Raw genomic sequence first — 22,586 nt, forward strand, 5'->3', positions numbered from 1 at the left:
GTTAAAAACGAAAATTCAAAGCCCAGTCGACGTTGCCGCGAGCGATGCAAAAGTGCATCGTGCGTGGTACTTCTCTCGCGAAAAATCCCGGTCCGATTTGGCGTGATCCGAGAGAAGAGACTGGCTGCGCGCGAACTTCGTCGTAGAACGGCACAGCATGGCCTGATGGACGTTGAAGTTATGCGGAGCGCCATACGGCGACCGTGCGCTAGACCACGCAATGCGATATCGCGGATCTATTGCCAGCGAATGGCACGGGTAGAACCGTCAAAAAATAGTCAATTCGAGAGCTTCTGAAACTGCGGACTTTTTATCTTTTAGATACGCAGTCCAAACTATTATGTCGAGAGCCATGCTTCTCACTCCCCGCTTGAATCGAATAAGCATCGACACAGTCCAACGCGATTTTCGTCAAACCACCAGGGTTAAAACGTACGCCGCAGATCTTTCTGCGTGTTCATCCGCACACAAGCGAGCGGCTGCCGAAACCGAGTGAGCGCAATCCCACAGACAGGACCGAAGAGAGTGCCGTGCGCAATCACTGTTCAACCTCGACCCGGCACCACAACCCATCACCGCAGAAGCCGCAAAAAAGCCGGCGAAACACCCCTCATCAGACGTCCCTCACAAACCTGGCGCCACCTTTCCATCGCGGTTGGCCACTTCGTGCGCTATCCCACACAGGGAGGCAGTCTTCAACTCAGGTAACAATACGAACCTCGCAACTTCATCGACAACAGGAAAAACAGATGCTTCTATCCGATCAATGGGTGCTGGTGACGGGCGGCGCCCGCGGACTCGGCGCGGCCATCACGCGAGCGTTGGTGCGCGAAGGCGCGGGCGTGATCGTGAATTACCGCAAGAGTGAGACGCTGGCGCACGCGCTGGGAGAGGAACTCGGCGAGCGCGTGCTGCCGTTGCAGGCGGACATCACCGATACCGCTGCGGTCGCGCGTCTGTTCGAAGCCGCGCACGCGCAAACCGGCCAGGCCATCGTCTCGGTCGTGAACAACGCGCTGGCCGACTTCCAGTTCGACGGCGACGCACGCCCCTCGATCGACTCCATCGACTGGTCGCGTTTCCAGCAGCAACTCGACGGCTCGCTCAAAGGCGCGCTCAACACGATGCAGGCAGCCGCTGCCGGCATGCGCGCGCGCGGGTTCGGGCGCATCGTCAACGTCGGCACCAATCTGTTTCAGAATCCCGTGGTCCCGTATCACGACTACACCGCGGCCAAAGCCGCATTGCTCTCGCTCACGCGCACCGCCGCGCACGATCTCGGCCCCGACGGCATCACGGTCAACATGGTGTCGGGCGGTCTGCTGCGCACCACCGACGCGAGCGCGGCCACCCCGGAATTCGTCTTCGACCTGATCGCGAATTCCACGCCGCTGCGGCGCGTCACGACGCCCGAGGCATTCGCCGACGCCGTGCTGTTTTTCCTGTCGCCTTGGGCGCGCGCGGTGACGGGCCAGAATCTGATCGTCGACGGCGGTCTCGTGAAGGGCTGATTCTCCCGCGCGGCTAGCCCGCATGCAGGCGGGCCACGCCAAAAGTGTCGCTGCGCAACCACCAGCGCGGCGCAATCCAACACTTCGCCGCACGATCTTTTCCCGAAGTATTTCCACCATCCGCGACGCCGGCCCGCTCATCGTCGCCTGCGTGGCGCCAGGACGCTTGCCGCATGAGCGCTTGCGCGAGATCGCCGGCAAGCGCGGGTTTACCTGTGTTTGACTTAGCCAGACTGCCCCGTTTACTGGACCCAAGCAAAGCTCTCAATTAGCTTTCTGTTTCGGCGTTCCGTTTGCTTTGGTCATCCGAATAGCGATGAGGGAATCGCCGTTCACTCTCCAATGAGGCAAGTCATGGTTAACGTGTCCAGCAGCGCTACCGACGAATTGAAATCCGCGATCCGGGGCCAGCTCCTGCAGCCTGGCGATGCGAGCTACGATCAGGCACGCAGTATCTGGAATGCGATGATCGACCGGCGTCCGGCGCTGATCCTGCGTTGCGCCGGCGCCGCCGACGTGCGCTACGGCGTCGCCTTCGCGCGCGACAACAACCTGCCGCTGGCGATTCGCGGCGGCGGTCACAACATCGGCGGCAGCGCGCTTTGCGACGATGGTCTCGTGCTCGATCTGTCGTCGATGAAGTCGGTGCGTATCGACCCGCAAGCGCGGCGCGCGTATGTCGAACCGGGCGCGACACTGCACGACTTCGACCATGAAGCCCAGGCTTTCGGACTCGCGACGCCGCTCGGCATCAACTCGACCACCGGCGTCGCGGGCTTGACGCTCGGTGGCGGCTTCGGCTGGCTCAGCCGCAAATACGGCATGACGGTCGACAATCTGTTGTCGGCGGACGTCGTCACCGCCAACGGCGAACTGGTCCGCGCCAGCGCCGATTCGCACGAAGACCTGTTCTGGGCGATACGCGGCGGCGGCGGCAATTTCGGCGTCGTCACGTCATTCGAATTCCAGTTGCATCCGTTCGGACCGCTCGTGTACGGCGGCCTCGTCGTGCTGCCGATCGCGCAGGCGAAAGACGCGCTCGTCAAGTACCGCGCCGCGCACGCCGGCATGCCGGAGGACCTCAGCGTGTGGGCGGTGTTGCGGCTTGCGCCGCCGCTGCCTTTCCTGCCGCCGGAAGTTCATGGCACGCCGGTGATCGTGTTCGCGATGTGCTATAGCGGGCCGGTCGACGACGGGCCGTCCGTGGTGGAAGCCGTGCGCGGCTTCGGGACACCGGTCGGCGAACATCTCGGCCCGATGCCGTACGTGATGTGGCAGCAGGCGTTCGACCCGCTGCTCACGCCGGGCGCGCGCAATTACTGGAAGTCGCACAATCTCGGCGGCATCGACGATGGTCTGATCGACGCGCTGCTCAGTGCGATCGGCAACCTGCCGACGCCGCAGTGCGAGATTTTCTTCGGCCAGATCGGTGCGCAAACGCAGCGCGTGCCGGTCGCGGCCACCGCCTACCCGAGCCGCGATACGCAGTACGCGATGAACGTCCACGGCCGCTGGGACGATGCCGCCGACGACGAGCGCTGCATCGCGTGGTCGCGTGCATTCTTCGATGCCGCCGCGCCGTTCTCGCTCGGCAGCGTGTACGTCAACTTCATGACGCAGGAGGAAGGCGGCCGTGTCGCCGAAGCCTACGGGCCGAACTACGAACGGCTCGTCGCGGTAAAAAGCCGCTACGACCCGCACAATCTTTTCCGCCACAACCAGAACATTCGACCGGCGGCTTAACAGCTGCAGGCGAGCAAGCAACGCACGACCTCGCCGATTCACACCAACTCCGAGCCAACCCCGCCGTCCCTGCGCAGACGCGCGGGGTCGGGTACGCTATTTGCTGTTTCACCACCGTCGTGCGGGCGTGCCGCCAGCGGGGCAAGGCATCATCGCCCCGGCAAACGCACGGGAAGCGAAACGGCACCCGCCCTCCCGTCACCTCCATCACGTAAAAGGACAAAACCAACATGCGCAGACGACAACTCATCCTGACCGGCAGCGCTGCCCTGGCCTGCGCTGGCCTCAGCCTCGCCGGTTGCACGACGACTTCGCCGTCCTCCAGCGCTTCGCCTTCGGCCAACGCCGGCAAGCGCGATACGATCAACGCCGGTGTCGACGCAACACTCGCGCGCCTCTACGAAAACGTCCACGGTTCGCGCGAACTGGTCGCGAAGGCGCGCGGCGTGCTGGTGTTCCCGTCCGTCATTTCGGCGGGCTTCTGGGTCGGCGGACAATACGGCGAGGGCGCTCTGCGGGTGAGCGGTCAGACGACGGGCTTCTATAGCACCGTCGCGGGGTCGTTCGGTTTGCAGATCGGCGCGCAGTCGAAGGCGCTCATCTTCCTGTTCATGACGCAGGAAGCGCTGGACACATTCCTCCACAGCCAGGGATGGGCGGCCGGCGCGGATGCCACCGTCGCGGTGCTGAAGGTCGGCGCGAACGGCGCGGTCGACACGTCCACCGCCACCAGCCCGGTCGAAGCGTTCGTGCTGACGAACGGCGGCCTGATGGCCGGCGTGTCGGTCGAAGGGACCAAGGTGTCGCGCCTGATCATCTGAGCGTCCGAACCTCGTCACGCAGCCGCTCGCCAGTTGCGTGACGCCGGCATCAGGCGAGGTCGCGGTGTCCCGTGCGGTTGCGACCTTGCCCGCCTCACCGGTCACATCGACCGTACTGCTGTAAAATGCACCCCTTTCGCCATTTTGCGATCGTCTCCGGTCAGGGCTAAATGCCTGGCCACCGGACGCAACTTGCGCCGCGCCACGTGCCTCGCCACGTACGCCGCTTGCCCACGCGCTCCCGCGCTCCCCACCTCGTTGACAATGAACACCGCTAGTCCCACTCACGGTCGGCCCGCTGCGCTGCCCGGCATCAGAAGCAATGTGCTCGCAGGCCTGACCTCGTCGTTCGCGCTGGTGCCGGAATGCATCGCCTTCGCGCTGGTCGCCCACCTCAATCCGTTGATGGGCCTCTATGGCGCGTTCTTCATCTGCACCATCACCGCATTGTTCGGCGGGCGGCCCGGCATGATTTCCGGGGCCGCGGGGTCGATGGCGGTGGTCATCGTCGCGCTGGTCGTGCAGCACGGTGCGCAATATCTGCTCGCCACCGTGATACTCAGCGGCATTGTGATGGTGCTGTTCGGCGCGTTGCGCCTCGGCAAGTTGATCCGCATGGTACCGCATCCGGTGATGCTCGGCTTCGTCAACGGCCTCGCGATCGTCATCGCCACCGCGCAGCTCGCGCACTTCAAACAGAGCACGCCGCAAGGCGCACAGTGGCTGCACGGCAGCGCGCTGGCGATGATGTGCGGCCTCGTCGCGCTGACCATGGCGATCGTCTATCTGCTGCCACGGCTCACGCGCGCCGCGCCGCCCGCGCTGGTGGCGATCGTCGGCGTGGGGCTCTTCACGCAACTGCTGCATCTGCCCACGCGCACGCTCGGCGACATGGCGCACATCGCAGGCGGGCTGCCCACGCTGCATCTGCCCACGGTGCCGCTGAATCTGGACACGCTGGACGTGGTGCTGCCCTACGCGGTGCTGATGGCGATCGTCGGCTTGCTCGAAACACTGCTCACCTTCAATCTGACCGACGAGATCACGGAAATGCGCGGCCAGCCGAACCGCGAATGCCTCGCGCTGGGCGCGGCGAATATCGCGTCGGGTCTGTTCGGCGGCATGGGCGGCTGCGCGATGATCGGCCAGACCATGATCAATCTGAATTCGGGCGGCCGTTCGCGGCTGTCGGGCATCGTCAGCGGCGTGATGATCCTGATGTACATCCTGTTCCTGTCGCCGCTGATCGAACGCATTCCGCTCGCGGCACTGGTGGGCGTGATGTTCGTGGTGGCACAGCAGACCTTCGCCTGGGGCTCGCTGCGCGTGCTCGGCAAGGTGCCGCGCAACGACGCGCTGGTGATCGTCGCGGTCACCATCATCACCGTGTTCTCCGATCTGGCGATTGCGGTGATGTGCGGCATCGTGATCGCCGCGCTCAACTTCGCATGGCAGCATGCCCGCGAAATCCACGCGCATGTCGAAGACAGTGCCGGCGACAAAACCTACGTGCCGCGCGGCACGCTCTTCTTCGCGTCGACCACGCGTTTTCACGAGCTGTTCGATCCGCTCGACGATCCCCAACGCGTCACAGTCGATTGCAGCCACCTGCTGTTGGCGGATCATTCCGCGCTGGCCGCGTTGCAGGGATTGGTCGAGCGCTATCGCAAAGCCGGCAAGCAGTTGCGCATGAAGAATCTCTCGGAGCGCAATCAGCGTTTGCTCACTCGCGCGGGAATTGGCCTCGCATGATGCGCGCGGCACAAACCGGCGCGGTTCGCTTCCCTGTCTGCGCCGGATGCCGGAGGCAAGGCGCGGTATGTAGTTGTTGATGAAAGGTAAATTCCGCCGCTAACCTTTCTTTTTCACTACATTAGATGTTTTCGCGCATGAAGGTCTGGCGGAGGCCCCAGTGACGAGACGAGTATCCCTTGACGATGAAACCGAATTTGCGATCTGGAATCGGCGCAGCGCGACGGCCGAGCAGCCTTCGCGCCGCATCCTGATCGCGCATCGCGACAAGGCCATCGGCGACTCGCTGGTGCGGCTGCTTTCGGTGAAGGCATACGATGCGATCTATGCCGCGGATCTGGGCAGGTTGCAGTGTTTCCTGAAGCGGTGGAGTCCCCACGCGGTGTTGCTGGACACCCGGCTCGACTCGCCGGCGGTCTACCAGTTCGCCCGCACCGTGCGCGCCGAACCCGCCCACGCCAGCATCCTTTTGCTGGCAATGAGCAATATCTGGCCGCTCGATCCGATTGGTCCGCTCAAAGAAGCCGGTTTCGACGGCCATTGCAGGCGGCCATGCTCGCTGTGGCGCGTGGTCGATATCATCGAAGGCTACTTTGCGCCCGCGTGAGCGAGCGCCGGTTCAGCGCTGCTGCGGCAGCGTGAACACCGCAATCGCCGCGGACAACTGGCCGGTCAGCTCCTTGAGCACCTCGGCGGAAGCGCTCGCTTCTTCCACCAGCGCCGCGTTCTGCTGGGTCGTCTGATCCATGCTCGCGACCGCGATGTTGACCTGCTCGATGCCCGAGCTCTGTTCCACCGACGCCGCGCTGATCTCGCCCATGATGTCCGTCACGCGGCGTACCGCCAGCACGACTTCCTGCATGGTGTCGCCGGCGCGGCCGACGTACTGCGAGCCGCCCGCGATCTGCGCCGCCGACTCCTCGATCAGCGCCTTGATTTCCTTCGCGGCCGCCGCGCTGCGTTGCGCGAGCGTGCGCACTTCGCCGGCCACCACGGCGAAGCCGCGCCCTTCCTCGCCGGCGCGCGCCGCTTCGACCGCGGCGTTCAACGCAAGAATGTTGGTCTGAAACGCAATCCCCTCGATCACGCCGATGATGTCGCCGATCCGGTACGACGACTGCGAGATGCCGCGCATGGTCTCGACCACCTGGCCGACCACTTCGCCGCCGCGCGCCGCCGTCTCCGATGCGTTGTGCGCGAGCTGGCTGGCCTGCTTCGCGTTGTCGGCGTTCTGTTTTACGGTCGCGGTGATCTGCTCCATGCTAGACGCGGTTTCGCCGAGCGCGCTCGCCTGCTGTTCGGTGCGGCGCGACAGGTCCGCGTTGCCGGCGGCAATCTCGTGGGACACCGTTGCGATCAGCGTGGCGCCGCCGCGAATCTGCGTGATCGCCTGCGCGAGGCGATGCTGCATGCGCCGCATCGCGGCGAGCAGGCTGGTCTCGTCGCCGGCTTTCGTCTCGACGACCACGTCGAGATCGCCGTCGGCGATCCGCGAGGCGATCTGTGCCGCGTAGGCCGGTTCGCCGCCGAGCTGCCGCAGGATGCTGCGCAGGATCACACCGATCACGAGCGACACCAGCACGCTCAGCAGCAGCGACGCGCCCGCGTACGTCATGAGCGCCGTGTAAAACGCGCTGTCGATGTCGTCGGTATAGACGCCGGTGACGATGGTCCAGTCCCACGGCTTGTAGAGCCGCATGTAGTTGATCTTCGGCGCGAGCTGGCTCGAGCCCGGCTTCGGAAATTGCAGGTGGACGAACGCTTCGCCTTCGCGCTGGGTTTGCTCCGAGCCTTCCTTGAACACATGCCGCCCGTCCGGATCGGTGACGCCCGTCATGTCCTTGCCGACCAGATCGGCGCGTGTGCCGTGCATCAGCACGCGGGCGTGGCTGTCTTCCAGCACGAGGTAGCCGCCAGCGCCGTCGTAGCGCATCGCGCGCAGGTCATCCATCGCCGCGCGCTGCGCATCGGCGAGTGGCAGCGTGCCGGCCGCGGCCAGACCGTTATAGCGATCCAGCACGCTGTACGCGACGCTGACGACGCTCTCGAGCTCCGCCTGGCGGTCGGCGATCATCGTGTCGCGTGCTTTGAAAGCGCCTCACAGGCCGATCGCCAGAATGCCCGTGCACATCACAGCGAGCGCGAGCTAAAGACGCACTTTCAGGCGAAACCGTTCCATCTCCGTATCCTTTGTACTTCGCCGGCATCCGCGCGAGCGTGTGCCGCGACGGTTCATGTCGACTGCTGGATTAACGGCGGAACGGGGGAAAACTTCGGGTTTTATTCTTCAATGCGCGGGGGTGACCGGTAGCGGGCACCACGCCAACTGAGCGCGGAGGCTCTTGCCCGCGCATGCTGTGCGATGGTCCAGCTTCGCCTGCCGGCACGTCGGGCACGTCCCGCCTCACTCGGGCGGCAACGTGAGCGACGCGACTTCGCAGCGCGGCCACTGCCGCAGCACGTCAGGCGCGAGCAGCAGCTTGGCCGCGCGCACGCCTGCGCCCATCACGATCTGCGCACGCTGCATCACGGCGGCGTCGACGAGGATGCGCCAGTCGGCCGGCAAGCCAAACGCGGTGATACCGCCGAATTCCATGCCGCTGTGCTCCACCGCCTGCTCGCGTTTGGCGAACGAGAGCCGCTGCGCGCCCAGTGCCGCCTTCACCGCACCGTTGATGTCGAGCCGCAGCGAACCCAGCGAGACCACCGCCGCATAGTGCTCGGCACCCTCTTTCTTGTAGCGGATGACGATCGTGTTCGCGCAGTCTTCGAGGCCGAAGCCATAGCGCGCGCTGAATGCGGCGGTGTCGGAGGCATCGTCGGTGACCTGGAAGACCGTTACGCCATGAGCCGGCAACTGCTCGACCACGTGCACGGGCAAGCGCGCGCTCCATTGTTCCGCCGCAATGACGTCCAGCTGCTGTACGAGTTCGTGCGAATGCATAGTGAATGAGCGAGGGTTGAGAATGCCTCCGCATTCTAACGGCACACTTCGCTTGCGCGCATCGCGTGGAGCGTGGCGCGTGGCGCGTGTCGGGCCGGCATCGCCTCGCGCGAGCCGCCGCCGTCGGGCCCTGCCGGCCCCTCGTGACCCGTTTCCGGCGACGAGCGCCCGCCGCGCTATTTGCTTGTATATAGTGACGGGCACAAGGTTTGCGCAAGGCACTCATGCGACGACTGCGGCGACGACTGCGGCGAAGACTACGTCGGGGCCACCTCAACGGCTCGCACACGGCGTTTGCCACGCCGGCATCCCATTGAGAAACACGATATGGACATCGACACCCTTTCCTCCGAGAACCTCCAGCACGTCGCCCGCAAGCAGGCCAACTGGGCGATCGGCGCATTCAAGCAGTTCGCCGACGACCGCTGCGCCGCGATGGCCGCCAGCATCGCCTTCTATGCCGCCTTCTCGCTCGCGCCGACGCTGGTGATGGTGATCGCGGTAGCCGGCTGGTTCTTCGGCGCCGCCGCCGCGCGCGGCGAGCTGTACCACCACATCAACGGCTTGCTCGGCGACCAGGCGGCCGCGGGTGTCCAGACCATCGTCGAAAACGCGCATCACAGCGGCAATGCGGGCGGCATCGCGGCGATCATCTCGTTTTCGGCGCTGGCGATCGGCGCGTCGGCCACGTTTTCGTCGCTCAATAACGCGCTCAATCAGGTGTGGCCTTACACCGGACCGCGCACCTCCAGCGTGATCGCACTGGTGCGGGTGCGCCTGATTTCGTTCGGACTGGTGCTGGGCGTCGCCTTCCTGTTGATCGTTTCGCTGGTGCTCGATACGGTCATCACGTTTGTCGGCAACTGGCTGTGGGGCAACTCGCCGTACGTGATGATCGGCAACCTGCTGCAACTGGGCGTCGGCCTGCTGGTGCTGGTGTTCGCGTTCGCCGCCCTGCTCAAGTTTCTGCCGGACGCCACGGTGCGCTGGCGCGATGCGTTCGTCGGCGGCATTGTCGCGGCCGTGCTGTTTTCGGCGGGCAAGAAACTGTTCGCGCTGTATCTGGCGCACGCGGGTATGGCGACGTCGTTCGGCGCGGCGGGCTCGCTCGCGGTGCTGCTGATGTGGCTGTACTTCTCGGCGGTTGTGCTGCTGCTCGGCGCGGAATTTTCGGCGGCGCGCGGGCGCCTGCACGATCCGCGCGGCGGCTGGGGCATCCAGGCGGGCGCGCCACCGGGCAGCCGCGCGAAACTCGCGTCGGTGCTGGCGGCGTCGACGGTACCGGGGTATGCCGACGCGGCGGCATCCAGACACGCGGCGCGCACACCCGCCAGTGGAGTGCCGTCCGCAGCGGCGTCTGCAACCGCTTCCCGCACACCGGCGCACAATGGCGCTTCGGCGCGCGCGACCGCCGTCAAGGTTGGACGCGGTGTCGCCACGGCGGAAGCGCAGGCCACCCGCCTCGCCGCCGACGTGCTCGTCGAAGCCGGCCGCAAAGCGGCGGCGGCGGATCGCTACGTCAGGCGTAATCCGTGGACCTCGGTGCTGCTTGCCGCGGCGGCCGGGCTGGCTGCGGCAACGGTGGCACGCCGCACGGGCGACGATCGCTGATCCCCAGGCGCAATCTCGAACCCGCTATCCGCACGCCAACGGTTGCACCGCTGCGCGGGCGCCCGGTTGCGCCTGCCCAAAGCATATCGATTCCGTCCAGCTTTTCTCCGGACACTCGTCTTTCCGTCTTTGCGTTTTCGTTACCGGAATCGTCCAGACGAATAGACGACTTTCTTACACAATGCCTTCAAATCAATGCCAAATGTGGCGATAACCAATCCGTCACTGTCAACAAAACAACAATAATGCTCAATCAACGAATAAATATTGCTCAAACAGAAATAATCCTTAACGGTCTTTAAATACAAGGCTTTGCGTGATTTGTCGGTTTTTGACGACACTCTTTTTTTTCCAGTTCTTGCCGGCAGACACCGTGAGCTATTCTCCTTTCCGCAACAACGAAACTAATCATGCGTGGAGAAATGGATGAAACGAATCGCACTGTCTACCCTCTCGCTGGCGCTGCTGGGCGTCACCGGCGTGGCACATGCTCAAAGCAGCGTCACCCTGTATGGCTTGATCGATGAATCGGTCCAATACGTGAACAACGCCACCCCCGTTGGTGGCAGCGTGGTGCAATTGTTCGGCGGCAACCTCCAGGGTAGCCGTTTCGGCCTGAAAGGCTCGGAAGATCTGGGCGGCGGCCTGAAGGCCATTTTCCAGTTGGAAAACGGCTTTGACATCAACTCGGGCAAGCTGCAGCAAGGCAGCCGCCTGTTCGGTCGTCAAGCTTACGTCGGTCTGGCCGCCGATCAGTGGGGCACGTTCACGGCTGGTCGTCAGTACGACCCGCTGGTCGACATGGTCCAGCCGCTGACGGGCGACAACTACTTCGGCAGCACGTTCGCTACGCCGGGTGACGTCGACAACAACGACAACAGCTCGCGCACGAACAGCTCGCTGAAGTACGTGTCGCCGGTGTTCGCTGGCTTCCAGATCGAAGGTATGTACGCATTGGGCGGCGTGGCAGGCTCGACGGGTTCGGGCCAGACGTGGTCAGGCGCGGCAACGTATGCGACCGGTCCGTTCAGCGTCGCCGCAGGCTACTTTCACGCAAGCAACTCATCGACGACGCTGCCGCAGCGCGCGGGCTGGAGCACGACGGCTACGTCTGACGGCACGTTCGACTCCGCGTTCCCGGATAATGCTGGCATCAACTCGGCCTACGCTTCGTCGAAGTCGATCGGCATCGCTTCGGCTGCTGTCCAGTACGTCACGGGCCCGTTCACGGCCAACTTGAGCTACAGCAACGCGCAATACAAGCCGGACTCGCAGTCGGGCTTCCTGAGCACGCAGAAGTTCAACGTCGGCCGCGTCTACCTGGGCTACCAGGTCACGCCGGCAGCGCTGCTGGGTCTCGGCTACGCATACACGAAGGGCTCGGGCGACGCATCGGCGACGTATCACCAGGTGTCGCTGGGCGGCGATTACTCGCTCTCGAAGCGCACGGACTTGTACCTCGTTGGCGCATGGCAGCATGCAAGCGGCGAACAGCGTGATCCGACCACGGGTCAGCTCGTCTCCGCTACGGCTTCGATCGGTTCGTACGGCAATCAGGCGAGCACCGACAACCAGGTCATGGTCAGCCTCGGTATCCGTCACAAGTTCTAATCGGGACTTGCTACGTAGCTGAAAGCGACGTAGTCAAAAGCCAGCCAGAGGCAATGCCGATGGCTGGCTTTTTTTCGTCTTGAGGTGATGGTTTTTGCGGCTGGGCGGGTGCGGGTCGATGCGCTTGTCCGCCGGCGAGAACCGGGCGCAAGCGCGGCAACGGCATCGGCAACGGCAACGGAAAGTGACGTGGCAAAAAAAGCCGCCGCTGAGCCCCTTGCCGGACTCGCGACGACCTTCGTATTCCTCGGTATACCCTAGCGCCGCTGCGTCTTCCCTTTATCCGCCTGCGCGAGCGTCTGCGCGGGCTTCGCGTCGAGTTCATGCTCGATACCGTCTGCGCCGACTGGCGCGCGATGCAGCACTAGCGCCCGCTCGCGCTGCAACGACGGCACATCGGCCGCGTCCTGCCAGTCCGGATCGGGAATCGAGCCGAACACCTGGCGCAACTGCTCGCCCCACGTGCTGTGGATCATCTCGAAGTACGCGTTGCCATGATCGATCGACACGAATCGCGTGACGCGCAGCGCGTCCTTCTCGTACACCAGCAGATCGAGCGGTAAGCCCACCGACAGGTTCGAGCGCAGCGTCGAATCCATCGAGATCAGCGCGCACTTGGCGGCTTCGTCGAGCGGCGTGGATGGCGTCAGCACGCGGTCGATGATCGGCTTGCCGTACTTGGCCTCGCCGATCTGGAAGTACGGATTCACGGCCGACGCTTCGATGAAGTTGCCCGCCGCGTAGATCATGAACAGGCGCGTCCGGTTACCGGCGATCTGCCCGCCGAGAATGAAGCTGCAATTGAAATCGACGCCGAACTCCTGCAGCGCCTGCGCCTCGCGCTGATGCACGCAGCGCACCGCGCGGCCGACCACGCGCGCCGCGTCGGCCATCGTGGGAGCGCTCCAGAGCGTCGGCAACGCGGGGTCGGCAGGTTCGGACAACTCGTGCAGCACCGCTTGCGTGAGCGACAGATTGCCGGCGCCCAGCAGCACGAGCATGCGCTCGCCCGGCTGCTCGAACACCGACATCTTGCGCGCCGTGCTGATGTGATCGACGCCCGCATTGGTGCGCGTGTCCGACAGGAACACGAGACCGTCGTCGACGGCCATCGCTACGCAGTAGGTCATAAGGTACCCGCGAAAAGCAACTGAACGGCGCTATTGTAATGCGGCGCGCATGCGTTTCTGTTCCGCGTCGCTCTTCTGCGCGTCTTGTTCTGCGCCGCTGTCTGTATGTCGGCCTTGACGGGCTCGTCCTGAAGGATGAGCATTCGAGCGCTCCGCCGGACCCCCATGGCGAGGCAGAGCCGCACAGGGTCCGCGAGGCGCCTCCTTGGCCGTCTACTGAGGCGTCTGCGCGCTGACCGTCACCGACACCTTCAATTGCTCTTCGAGTCCGCCGATACGCCGTCCACGCACCGGCGCGGCGGCCTCGTAGTCGCGTGCGACGGCGAGCCGGCAATAGATCTCGCTGGCAAACGCGGCATGCGTGACGTCGATCGAAATCCAGCCCTTGCCGTCGAGCCACACGTCCACCCATGCGTGACTCGCGCCGTGCGGCGCCGCGGCGGAGGCTTCCATCGCGGACAGGTCGCCGGGTTCGATATAGCCGCTCACGTAGCGCGCGGGAATGCCTCGCGCGCGGCAGCACGCCAGCATCAGATGCGCATGGTCCTGGCACACGCCATTACCGAGCGCGAGCGCCTGGGCCGCCGTGCTGGTGACTTCGGTGATGCCGGGGCGATACTTCACGCGCTGCACGATCTGCTCGGACAGCTCGATCAGACTCGCCGAACTCGCGAGACTCGGCACCGAGGCGGCCAGTTCGCGGATCGCCGCATCAGCCTCGGTCAGCCGCGTCGCGCAGGTGAAATGTTCGAGCGGAATCGGGCCGGCCGCGTCGCGCAGCAGACCGTCGACGAGCGGAATCGTATCCACTTCGCCGGACACCTGCAGACGGATCTCGCTATGCGGCTTGTTGATGACCAGCGTATGCAGCACGTTGCCGTACGCATCGAAGGTCGCGTCGAGCTTGCCCGGCGCATCGATGCTCCAGCGCCGCACGACCTGGGCGGCGCCGCTCGCTGGCGTCAGGCGCAATTGCTGGATCGAATAATGGACCGTCGCTTCGTAGCGATACGACGTGTCGTGGCGGATCGTCAGATACATATAAAACTCCGTCAGGCGACTGGCAGCATCAGATAGGTACGCGCGACCAGATTGCCCAGCTCGAACACGCGAGCGAGAAACTGAGTCAGATAAGCGTGCAGGCCGGCTTCGAAAATCTGCCGGATATCGGAATAGACCAGCTCGGCGCGCAGCTTGCCGGCGAAACGTTCACATTGGTTCGAGCCCGAGGTGCGCAGCATCGCCAGATTCGTGCAGACGCCGTCGACCGATGCGAGCAGCGAGCGCGGCATCTGCTGGTTCAGGATCATCAGTTCGACCACCCGCGCCGGCGTGACGACGTCGCGATACACCTTGCGGTAGATTTCGAGCGCCGACACCGAACTCAGAATCGAGGTCCAGTAATAGAAGTCTTCGAGCTGGCGCGCGGCGTCGCGTGAATTCGGTTCGACATCCGCGAAGCGCACGTCGAGAATCCGCGCGGTGTTGTCGGCGCGTTCGAGGTAGGTGCCGAGCTGCGTGAAGAAGAATGCGTCGTCCTGCAGCGCGGTGCCGATCGTCACGCCGCGCGACAGATGCGAGCGGAACTTCACCCATTCGAACAGCGCGCCCGGATTGTGCGCCGCCTGCCCGGACGAGATGCGCTCGTTGAATTCGAGCCACGTGTCGTTGATGGTTTCCCACCATTCGGTCGTCAACGTGCCGCGCACCGCGCGGGCGTTTTCGCGCGCGGCCTGCAGGCACGAATGAATGCTCGACGGGTTGTTCGCATCCGCGACCATGAAGTCGAGCACATGTTCGCGGGTGGGCTCGTCGTAGCGCTGCGCGAACGCGCTTTCGAGCTCGGAGATGCGCAGCACCGAACGTTGCGCGCGCGCCTCCTGTTCGGCGGTCTGCGGCAACAGCAGCGCCTTCAGGTTGATGTCGAGCATGCGGGCGGTGTTCTCCGCGCGCTCCATGTAACGGGCCATCCAGAAAAGGTGATCGGCGGTGCGGCTTAGCATGACGGCGTTCCGTGTCTGATGAGGCGAGGCTTACGCTAAAAGTGAAAGTACAGGCTCGCTGGTTATCCGGATGCGCGGGCGGCGTGCCGCGTGTTGCGTACCACGTATGGCGTGCCGCCGCTGCGCGCTGGGCTGCGAACGCGCCCGCCCGGCTGCCCGATGAGCGGCAGCGGCAAGCGCATCGCAACGGCGTCAGTCGACCATCCACGTATCTTTGGTCCCGCCTCCCTGCGACGAATTGACGACGAGCGACCCCTCCTGCAACGCCACGCGCGTGAGGCCCCCGGCCACCATCGTGACGGTCTTGCCCGACAGCACGAACGGCCGCAGATCGATATGGCGCGGCGCGATGCCCGCTTCGACAAAGGTCGGACACGCGGACAGCGCGAGCGTGGGCTGTGCGATATAACCGGCCGGCCGCGCGATCAGGCGTTCACGGAACGCTTCGATTTCGGCCGTGGTCGAGGCCGGTCCCACCAGCATTCCGTAGCCGCCCGCGCCATGCACTTCCTTGACCACCAGCTCGGGCAGATGCGCGAGGGTGTACGCCAGATCGTCGGGCTTGCGGCACTGGAACGTCGGCACGTTGTTGAGGATCGGCTTCTCCCCGAGGTAGAACTCGATCATCTCCGGCACGTACGGGTAGATCGATTTGTCGTCGGCGATGCCGGTGCCCATCGCGTTGGCGAGCGCCACGCGGCCGGCGCGATACGCGGTCAGCAAGCCCGGCACGCCGAGCGCCGAGTCGTTGCGGAACGCGAGCGGATCGAGAAAGTCGTCGTCGACGCGACGATAGATCACGTCGACGCGCTTCGGCCCCTGCGTGGTGCGCATGAACACATAGTTGTCGTCGACGAACAGGTCTTTGCCTTCCACCAGTTCGACGCCCATCTGCTGCGCGAGGAAGGTGTGTTCGAAATACGCGGAGTTGTACATGCCCGGCGTGAGCACCACCACGACCGGATCGTCGACACCTTCGGGGGCGACCGAGCGCAACGTATCGAGCAGCAGATCGGGATAATGCGCGACCGGCGCAATGCGGTTCTGCACGAACAGCTCGGGGAAAAGCCGCATCATCATCTTGCGGTTTTCGAGCATATAGGAAACGCCCGACGGCACCCGCAGATTGTCTTCGAGCACGTAGAACTCGCCCTCGTCGCCTGCGCGCACCACGTCGACGCCGGCAATATGCGCGTAAACACCGAGCGGCACATTCACGCCTTGCATCTCGGGCCGGTACTGCGCATTGGTATAGACCTGCTCGGCCGGCACGATGCCGGCGCGCACGATGTTGCGATCGTGATAGACGTCGTGGATGAACAGATTGAGCGCCTGCACGCGCTGACGCAGACCGGCTTCGAGCGTCTGCCATTCGCCGCGCGGGATGATGCGCGGGATCAGGTCGAAGGGAATCAGCCGCTCCGTGCCGGACAAATCGCCGTTCACCGCGAAGGTGATGCCGACCCGACGAAACAGCAAGTCCGCTTCCGCACGCTTGCGCGCGATCGCCTCGTTGCCCTGCTTGACCAACCATCGCTCGAAGCGTGCGTAGTGTGGCCGCACGGCATCGTCATGATGACGCATCTCGTCATAGCATCGCATGTCACGCCCCGCTCTTGTTGTCGGATAGAAGGCGAATGCGCTGCGCATTCGGTGTTCGACAATCGATCAAGCAAGCGCTATGCCATTGAGCTTTTAGCGTACGGAACACGTTGCATGCACGCTAACAGCGCATCCCACGCCGGCAAGCCTTCGCTGCCATCGTACTGCGGCGGATCACGATGCGCCAGTACAGTGCATTCGCGGCACCGTGATGCACGCGAGCGGAACTCGCACGCTGAGGACGCACAAAAAAGTCCCCGTGGATTTTCATCCACGGGGACTTCGGGACACCTCGCATAGCGAACCGGCTCAAACGTGAGCCGAGGTCATGTCAAACCATGACGGTCGACACCACGGCCACGCTCGATGCGCGATCAGCCTGCTGCAGCGTCTTTCAGCTTCTTCAGCGCACGCGCCTTGATGCGAACGCTAGCCGGCTTGGCCGGGAACCAACGCTCTTCGCCCGAGAAGGGGTCTTTGCCGAAGCGCTTCTTCTTCGCTGGCACAGCTTGCACGACGATCTTCAGAAGACCCGACAGCGTGAATTCGCCAGCGCCCTTCTTGTGGACGGCGCCGAGGATTGTGTCTTCGAGCGCGGCCAGCACGGCCTTGGCGGTCTTCGGTTCGACAGCAGCGCGTTCAGCGACGTGAGTAGCCAGCGAGGCCTTCGTGAAGGTGTCCTTGATCGGCGACGGTGCGCTGGAAGCCTTCACGGCGACCTTCTTAGCTGCGACGGCTTTCTTCGCAGGGACTTTCTTTGCAGCAACCTTCTTGGTCGGTACCGGGGCAGCAGCCTTCTTGGCCACCTTTTTTGCGGAAGTCGGCATGTTTCTCCTACCTGTTGTGGTCAGTGAATTGCAAGAAGCGCACACCGTATGCGCACGCTTCAACGCCGGATTCTACAAGCGCCAATACGATTTGCGCGACTCTTTTGTGTATTCCCTCGCAGGTTTGTTGCGTGGCGCAGACTCCACAACTCATTTTGATGCTTGTTTTAGCGGGTAAACGTGTGTCGGCACGCTGCGCAACACGAACACGTAACGCACGTTACAGTTCGTTTCGATGCATGAATACAGGCACATTCGTCTTCGGCGTACGGCTGCGCCAGGTGCTTTGCGATGGCGAATAACACCGTGTTAAACCGCGGTTCGGGCGCGCGTCGCAGCGCAACAGATGACGATTCGACCTGCGGCAGAACGTGCCCGGCCGCACGAACCCCGGCTAGCGACAGGCGTCAATGCGCCACACGCGGCAGGATGGCGGCGAGTGTCGTGAGCGCCGCATCGATGTGCTCGACCGCGATGCTGCCGTAGCCGAACATCAGGCCGGCCCGCGGCTGCGCATGCCGATGAAACGGCGTCAACCCATACAAACCGATCGACGCCTCGCGCGCCGCGTTGACCACCGCCTGCTCCGTCAACGGCGCGCGCAGACGCGCCGCCATGTGGATGCCGGCGGTCGGCACGATCGGTTCGAACCACGGTGCGAGGTCGCCGTGCAGATGGTCGAGCAGCATCGCGCGGCGCGCCGCGTAGATCTTGTGCATGCGCCGCAGATGCTTGGCGAAGTCGCCGTTGAGCATGAAAGACGCGAGCGCGGTTTGCGTGAGCGTGCAGCCATGCCAGTCGGCGATCTGACGCGCCTTGACGAGCGGACCATAGAGCGATGCCGGCGGCACCACGTAGCCGACCCGCAGCTCCGGAAAAATCGTCTTTGAGAACGTGCCTACGTAGGCGACCAGTCCGGCGCGATCGAGGCTCTTCAGCGGCTCCATCGGCCGGCCTTCGAAGCGGTATTCGCAGTCGTAGTCGTCCTCGATGATCACCGCACCGCGCTTCTGCGCCCATTCGAGCAGTTCGACGCGACGCTCGAGGCTCATCGGCATGCCAAGCGGAAACTGATGCGACGGCGTCACGTAGACGAGCCGTGCCTTGTCCGGCAGCTTGCTGACGATCAACCCTTGACTGTCCACCGGCACCGGCACGACGCGCGCGCCGGTGGCCTTGAAACACGCAAGCGCGGGCGGATAGCCGGGATCTTCGAGCGCGGCGACTTCACCGGGCCGCAGCGTGATGCGCGCCATCAGATCGAGCGCGTGCTGCGCGCCCTGCGTGACGATCACGTCTTCCCAGTTGCTCGCCACCGCGCGGTTGAATGCGAGGTAGCGCGAGATCGCGAGGCGCAGCTCCTGCTCGCCCGCCGCGTCGCGATACGTGCCGGGGCTGCGCGCCTGCGTACGCAACGCGTGATTCACGCAGCGGCGCCAGACGTCGAAAGGGAACAGCGCCTTGTCGGTCGCGCCGCCGACGAAATCCTGCGGCGACGGCACCGACGGCCGCGGCAGCGGCAAGCTTCCGGGCATCTCTTCCCACAGCGGCTGGGCGCGCGCGGCCGCGGCTTTGGCCTTCGCCTGGGTCCGCTCGCGCGACGACTGCGCTGCGCGCGCCTGCGCGGAGCGTTCCGCCGGCAAACGCTCGAGACCGTCGGCGACGAAGGTGCCCGATCCGGCACGCGCGCTCAGATAGCCTTCGGAGAGCAGCCGCTCGAAGACGTCGAGCGTGGTCTTGCGCGACACGTTAAGTTGCGTCGCGAGATCGCGCGTGGACGGCAGCCGCGTGCCGCCGGCGAGCCGTCCTTCGACGATGCCGGCGCGCAACTGCCGATAGATCTGTCCAGCCAGATCGTGATGCCCTTCGACCGCGATATGTATGTCCATGCGGGTGGCTACCCCAAATATCTGGGAAACGGTTGTTTCGAAGACCAATGACGAACGTAAGCTTACCTCTGGCGCCGCCATCGCAGCGGATATGGACGAAGGGCTGCGCGCCTGAAATGCAAAATGGCGCGACTTGCTATGCGAGCGCGCCATTTTGATCGTGTGTGGGTCGCGGAAGTGGCTCGCGCCGCTTCCGCAGCTGTAGCGGATTATTCCGTCGCCACGCTATCAAGTGCCGGGTTTTGCCGCGCGTTTTGCCGCGCTTCATCGCCGCAACGCTGATGTTCGCGCGACAGCTTGCGCATCAGCGGCAGCAACAGGACCGCCACCAGCGCGCCGGCCGCCGCGAGCCAGCCCAGACCGTTGAACAGCCTGATGTAGAGCTGCAACGATTCGAGCGGATCGAGATTGCCGGCCGGCATCTGCGCGAAGTTCGCGACCACGCTGCCGAGGTACTGCGACACGCCGGTCGCCACGAAGTAAGCGCCCATCATGAAGCCGCTCATCCGCGCGGGCACGTAGCGCGCGATCATCGCGAGTCCCAGCCCGCTCACCAGCAATTCGCCCAGCGAATACAGGCCGTAGCCGCCCACCATGAACCACGACGACACGCGCCCATCCACCGCGTAGTTGCCGCTCGCCGCGTACACGAAGAAGCCGGCCGCCACCACCGCGAAACCGAACGCGTATTTCACCGCCACCGGCAGGTCCTTGCCGTTTCTCGCGAGCTTCGTGTAGAGCAGCGCGAGCAACGGGCTCAGCAGCATGATCCAGATCGGGTTGAGCGCCTGGAACTGCGCGGCGCTCCACGTGAACAGCGTCGCGCCGAACAGCGTGAAACGCGGATCGACATTGCGCAGCGCGAACAGCGTGAGCGAGGTCGACATCTGCACGTAGAACACGAAGAACAGGATCACCTGCGCGGTCAGAATCAGCGCGGCGACGAGTCCCGCGCGCTCGGAGCGTTCGCACTTCATCAGCATGTAGCCGAAGATCGCCAGAATCGCGAGGCCCGCCGCATACACGCAGGCCACCGCGATCGCCTTGTGCTGCAGCACGAACATCGTCGCCGCACCGAGCACGAGGCCGCCGAGCGCGACCGCGCCGACACGCTTCCAGCGCACCGGTTCGGCATCCGGTGCGGAGCCGATATGCGCGAGCGTGCGGAACATGACGAAGTAATTCAGCACCGACAGCAGCATGCCCGCGCAGCACAGGGCGAACGCCGCGTGCCAGCCCCAATGGTCCTTGATCCACGGCGTGGCGAGCATCGACACGGTCGAGCCGATGTTGACCGCCATGTAGTAGATCGTGAACGCGCTGTCGATGCGCGCGTCGTCGCCTTCGTAAATGCGGCGCACGAGGTTCGCCGCGTTCGCCTTGAAAAGGCCGTTGCCGACCACGATCACGCCGAGCGACGCGTACATGTACGCGAGCTGGTCGTTGGGCAGCGCCAGCATGAAGTAGCCGGCGCTCAGCACGCCGGCGCCGAAGATCATCGTGCGGCGCGCACCGAGAATCTTGTCGCCGATCCAGCCGCCGATCGACGGCGACGCGTACACCAGCGCCGTGAATGCGCCCCACGTGAGCGTCGCGTGGCTGTCGGTGAAGTTCAGCTTGCCGATCATGAACAGCACGAGCAATGCGGCCATGCCGTAATAGCCGAAACGCTCCCACATCTCGATCAGAAAGACCGTCGAAAACGAACGGGTCTGCGAGACGCGTGCGTCCGACGGGTGGGATGAGTTCATCGTGTACCTCTTGTTCGAACGGTTGCGGCGTCGCGCGAACGGGCCGCGCGGCGCAAAATACGGGATCTGGAAAAGCGGTTGGCGAAGCCTTGCGCGGTTGGCGCATACGCGCGGGCGTCATCATCGGCGTGCTCGATCGCACGCCCATGCGCCAATTACCAGCGGAAAAACCGGAGGATGGGGTATGGAGGCCCGCCTCGCGGTAAGCTGCGCCGCCTCGGGCTCGGCTCCGGCAAGCGGAGCGGGCCCAATGATAAAGCATCGCGGGAAAGGGGGCGCCGCGCCGCCCAGCGCCTCTTGTTGCGCCGCTTATCCCGTGATCCGTTCGGTCGTCATCGCGCGCGACAAACCATGCATCGGGCGACGCAGCGCGACATCGAACGGATTGGTTTGCGGGCCGATCGCGTCGGCCTGGCGCCGCAGCAACTCCACCACCATCGGCAGACGGTCGTCACCCAGGCGCGCGGCCAGCGTGCCGACGCTCAGCGCCGCCACCGCGACGCCGGTGCGGTCCAGAATCGGCACCGCCACGCCGGCCATGCCGTCGAGCACGCCACTATTGCGCCCCGCGTAGCCCAATTGGCGCACGCGTTCGATCTCAGTGCGCAAATACACTTCGTCGAGCACGCCGTAGCCGCGAATCCGCGGCACGTTGAAGCGAATGATTTCCTCGCGCTCCGCCTCGGGCAGAAACGCGAGAATCGCGAGGCTCCCCTGGCCGACACCCAACGCGACGCGTCCGCCGATGTCACCCGTAAACGAGCGGATCGGAAACGGCCCTTCGCAGATGTCGAGGCACACCGCGTCGAAGCTGCTTTTGACCAGCAGGAAGAGGGCTTCACCAAATGGGCGAGCACGGTGGGCCCGAACGTGGTCGAGTATGTGCCGAATTCGGCGAAGATTTCCGAAATGGTTCAGACCGGCGAAGCGGGTCTGTTCCCGCTGACGCCGACCGGAGTCGGCGATCTGCAGGACAAGGGCATTCCGGTCGCTTATGTGAATCCGAAGGAAGGGCCGGTGCTGCTGCTGGTCGATCTGTGCGTGGTCAACAACAATCCCGATCCGCAACTGGCGCAAAAGCTCGCGCAATTCCTGCTGTCCGCGCCGGCGCAGACAAAAGCCGCCGAGGCCGGCAGGCAGATTCCGACCAACCATCTCGCGAAGATGACGCCGCCGATGCAGCAAAGCCTCGGCAACGTCGACGATCTGATCCGCAAGGTGACCGTGGTGGATTGGGACACGATCAACGCGCATCGCGCGCAGTGGGACACGCGCTGGAACCGGCAGATCGAGCGCTAAATCCGCGGGTTCAGGTTCAGGTTCGATGGAAGACAACGCGCCTTGCCGCTACAGGGCGCGTTTTCTACGGGGCGTACGCGATGCCCGTGGCA

Annotated in this window: 15 protein-coding genes and 3 pseudogenes; 8 read left to right on the plus strand and 10 right to left on the minus strand. The window is 64.4% G+C overall.

Features of this window, described 5'->3' with window-relative positions:
• Nucleotides 1-749: 749 nt before the first annotated feature.
• The 5 genes from B0G69_RS29595 to B0G69_RS29615 all read left to right on the plus strand — a co-directional run bounded on the left by B0G69_RS29595 (nt 750) and on the right by B0G69_RS29615 (nt 6,434).
• Nucleotides 750-1,511 carry a 3-oxoacyl-ACP reductase gene (locus B0G69_RS29595; RefSeq protein ID WP_121323454.1) on the plus strand — a complete coding sequence of 254 codons (762 nt, stop codon included), beginning with the start codon at nt 750-752 and terminating at the stop codon, nt 1,509-1,511.
• Nucleotides 1,512-1,865: 354 nt separating this feature from the next.
• Nucleotides 1,866-3,254: an FAD-binding oxidoreductase gene (locus B0G69_RS29600; protein ID WP_121323455.1), complete on the plus strand. Its 1,389-nt coding sequence runs from the start codon at nt 1,866-1,868 to the stop codon at nt 3,252-3,254.
• A 230-nt stretch (nt 3,255-3,484) separates the two neighbouring features.
• Complete coding sequence (locus B0G69_RS29605; protein WP_121323456.1) at nt 3,485-4,075, plus strand: YSC84-related protein; 591 nt, start codon at nt 3,485-3,487, stop codon at nt 4,073-4,075.
• A 264-nt stretch (nt 4,076-4,339) separates the two neighbouring features.
• Nucleotides 4,340-5,827: a SulP family inorganic anion transporter gene (locus B0G69_RS29610; RefSeq protein WP_121323457.1), complete on the plus strand. Its 1,488-nt coding sequence runs from the start codon at nt 4,340-4,342 to the stop codon at nt 5,825-5,827.
• A 160-nt stretch (nt 5,828-5,987) separates the two neighbouring features.
• Nucleotides 5,988-6,434, plus strand: coding sequence for a histidine kinase (locus tag B0G69_RS29615; RefSeq protein ID WP_121323458.1), 447 nt, complete (start codon nt 5,988-5,990; stop codon nt 6,432-6,434).
• Between the two features lie 12 nt (nt 6,435-6,446).
• Here B0G69_RS29615 and B0G69_RS29620 read toward each other — a convergent pair.
• Together B0G69_RS29620 and B0G69_RS29625 are read right to left on the minus strand one after the other, a co-directional pair.
• A pseudogene (locus B0G69_RS29620) lies at nt 6,447-7,958 on the minus strand (methyl-accepting chemotaxis protein).
• Between the two features lie 273 nt (nt 7,959-8,231).
• Nucleotides 8,232-8,771: a YbaK/EbsC family protein gene (locus B0G69_RS29625; RefSeq protein ID WP_121323459.1), complete on the minus strand. Its 540-nt coding sequence runs from the start codon at nt 8,769-8,771 to the stop codon at nt 8,232-8,234.
• A gap of 327 nt (nt 8,772-9,098) precedes the next feature.
• Between B0G69_RS29625 and B0G69_RS29630 the strand changes: the two genes are divergently transcribed.
• Nucleotides 9,099-10,382 (plus strand): YihY/virulence factor BrkB family protein, encoded by a 1,284-nt coding sequence (locus B0G69_RS29630; protein WP_121323460.1) that lies wholly within the window; start codon nt 9,099-9,101, stop codon nt 10,380-10,382.
• Nucleotides 10,383-10,808: 426 nt separating this feature from the next.
• Nucleotides 10,809-11,993: a porin gene (locus tag B0G69_RS29635; protein ID WP_121323461.1), complete on the plus strand. Its 1,185-nt coding sequence runs from the start codon at nt 10,809-10,811 to the stop codon at nt 11,991-11,993.
• Between the two features lie 257 nt (nt 11,994-12,250).
• On the opposite strand, the gene B0G69_RS29640 is transcribed toward B0G69_RS29635, so the two are convergent.
• The 8 genes and pseudogenes from B0G69_RS29640 to B0G69_RS29675 all read right to left on the minus strand — a co-directional run.
• Entirely contained in the window at nt 12,251-13,123 is an 873-nt protein-coding gene (locus tag B0G69_RS29640) for a proteasome-type protease (RefSeq protein ID WP_121323462.1), read from the minus strand.
• Nucleotides 13,124-13,336: 213 nt separating this feature from the next.
• Nucleotides 13,337-14,164 carry a transglutaminase family protein gene (locus tag B0G69_RS29645; protein WP_121323463.1) on the minus strand — a complete coding sequence of 276 codons (828 nt, stop codon included), beginning with the start codon at nt 14,162-14,164 and terminating at the stop codon, nt 13,337-13,339.
• A gap of 11 nt (nt 14,165-14,175) precedes the next feature.
• Entirely contained in the window at nt 14,176-15,126 is a 951-nt protein-coding gene (locus tag B0G69_RS29650) for an alpha-E domain-containing protein (RefSeq protein WP_121323464.1), read from the minus strand.
• 192 nt (nt 15,127-15,318) lie between these two features.
• On the minus strand, nt 15,319-16,728 hold the full coding sequence (locus B0G69_RS29655) for a circularly permuted type 2 ATP-grasp protein (protein WP_121323955.1): 1,410 nt from the start codon (nt 16,726-16,728) through the stop codon (nt 15,319-15,321).
• A gap of 374 nt (nt 16,729-17,102) precedes the next feature.
• Nucleotides 17,103-17,555 (minus strand): HU family DNA-binding protein, encoded by a 453-nt coding sequence (locus B0G69_RS29660; protein WP_121323465.1) that lies wholly within the window; start codon nt 17,553-17,555, stop codon nt 17,103-17,105.
• A 407-nt stretch (nt 17,556-17,962) separates the two neighbouring features.
• Nucleotides 17,963-19,444 carry a PLP-dependent aminotransferase family protein gene (locus B0G69_RS29665; RefSeq protein ID WP_121323466.1) on the minus strand — a complete coding sequence of 494 codons (1,482 nt, stop codon included), beginning with the start codon at nt 19,442-19,444 and terminating at the stop codon, nt 17,963-17,965.
• 209 nt (nt 19,445-19,653) lie between these two features.
• Nucleotides 19,654-21,195 carry an oligopeptide:H+ symporter gene (locus tag B0G69_RS29670; RefSeq protein ID WP_121323467.1) on the minus strand — a complete coding sequence of 514 codons (1,542 nt, stop codon included), beginning with the start codon at nt 21,193-21,195 and terminating at the stop codon, nt 19,654-19,656.
• A 309-nt stretch (nt 21,196-21,504) separates the two neighbouring features.
• A pseudogene (locus B0G69_RS29675) lies at nt 21,505-22,038 on the minus strand (IclR family transcriptional regulator C-terminal domain-containing protein); the annotation flags it as partial.
• Here B0G69_RS29675 and B0G69_RS29680 point away from each other — a divergent pair.
• Nucleotides 22,030-22,494 (plus strand): annotated as a pseudogene (locus B0G69_RS29680) (extracellular solute-binding protein); the annotation flags it as partial. The pseudogenes B0G69_RS29675 and B0G69_RS29680 sit on opposite strands and share 9 nt — an antisense overlap.
• Nucleotides 22,495-22,586 lie beyond the last annotated feature (92 nt).

The organism is Paraburkholderia sp. RAU2J, assembly GCF_003634845.1.
Taxonomy (GTDB): Bacteria; Pseudomonadota; Gammaproteobacteria; order Burkholderiales; family Burkholderiaceae; genus Paraburkholderia; species Paraburkholderia fynbosensis.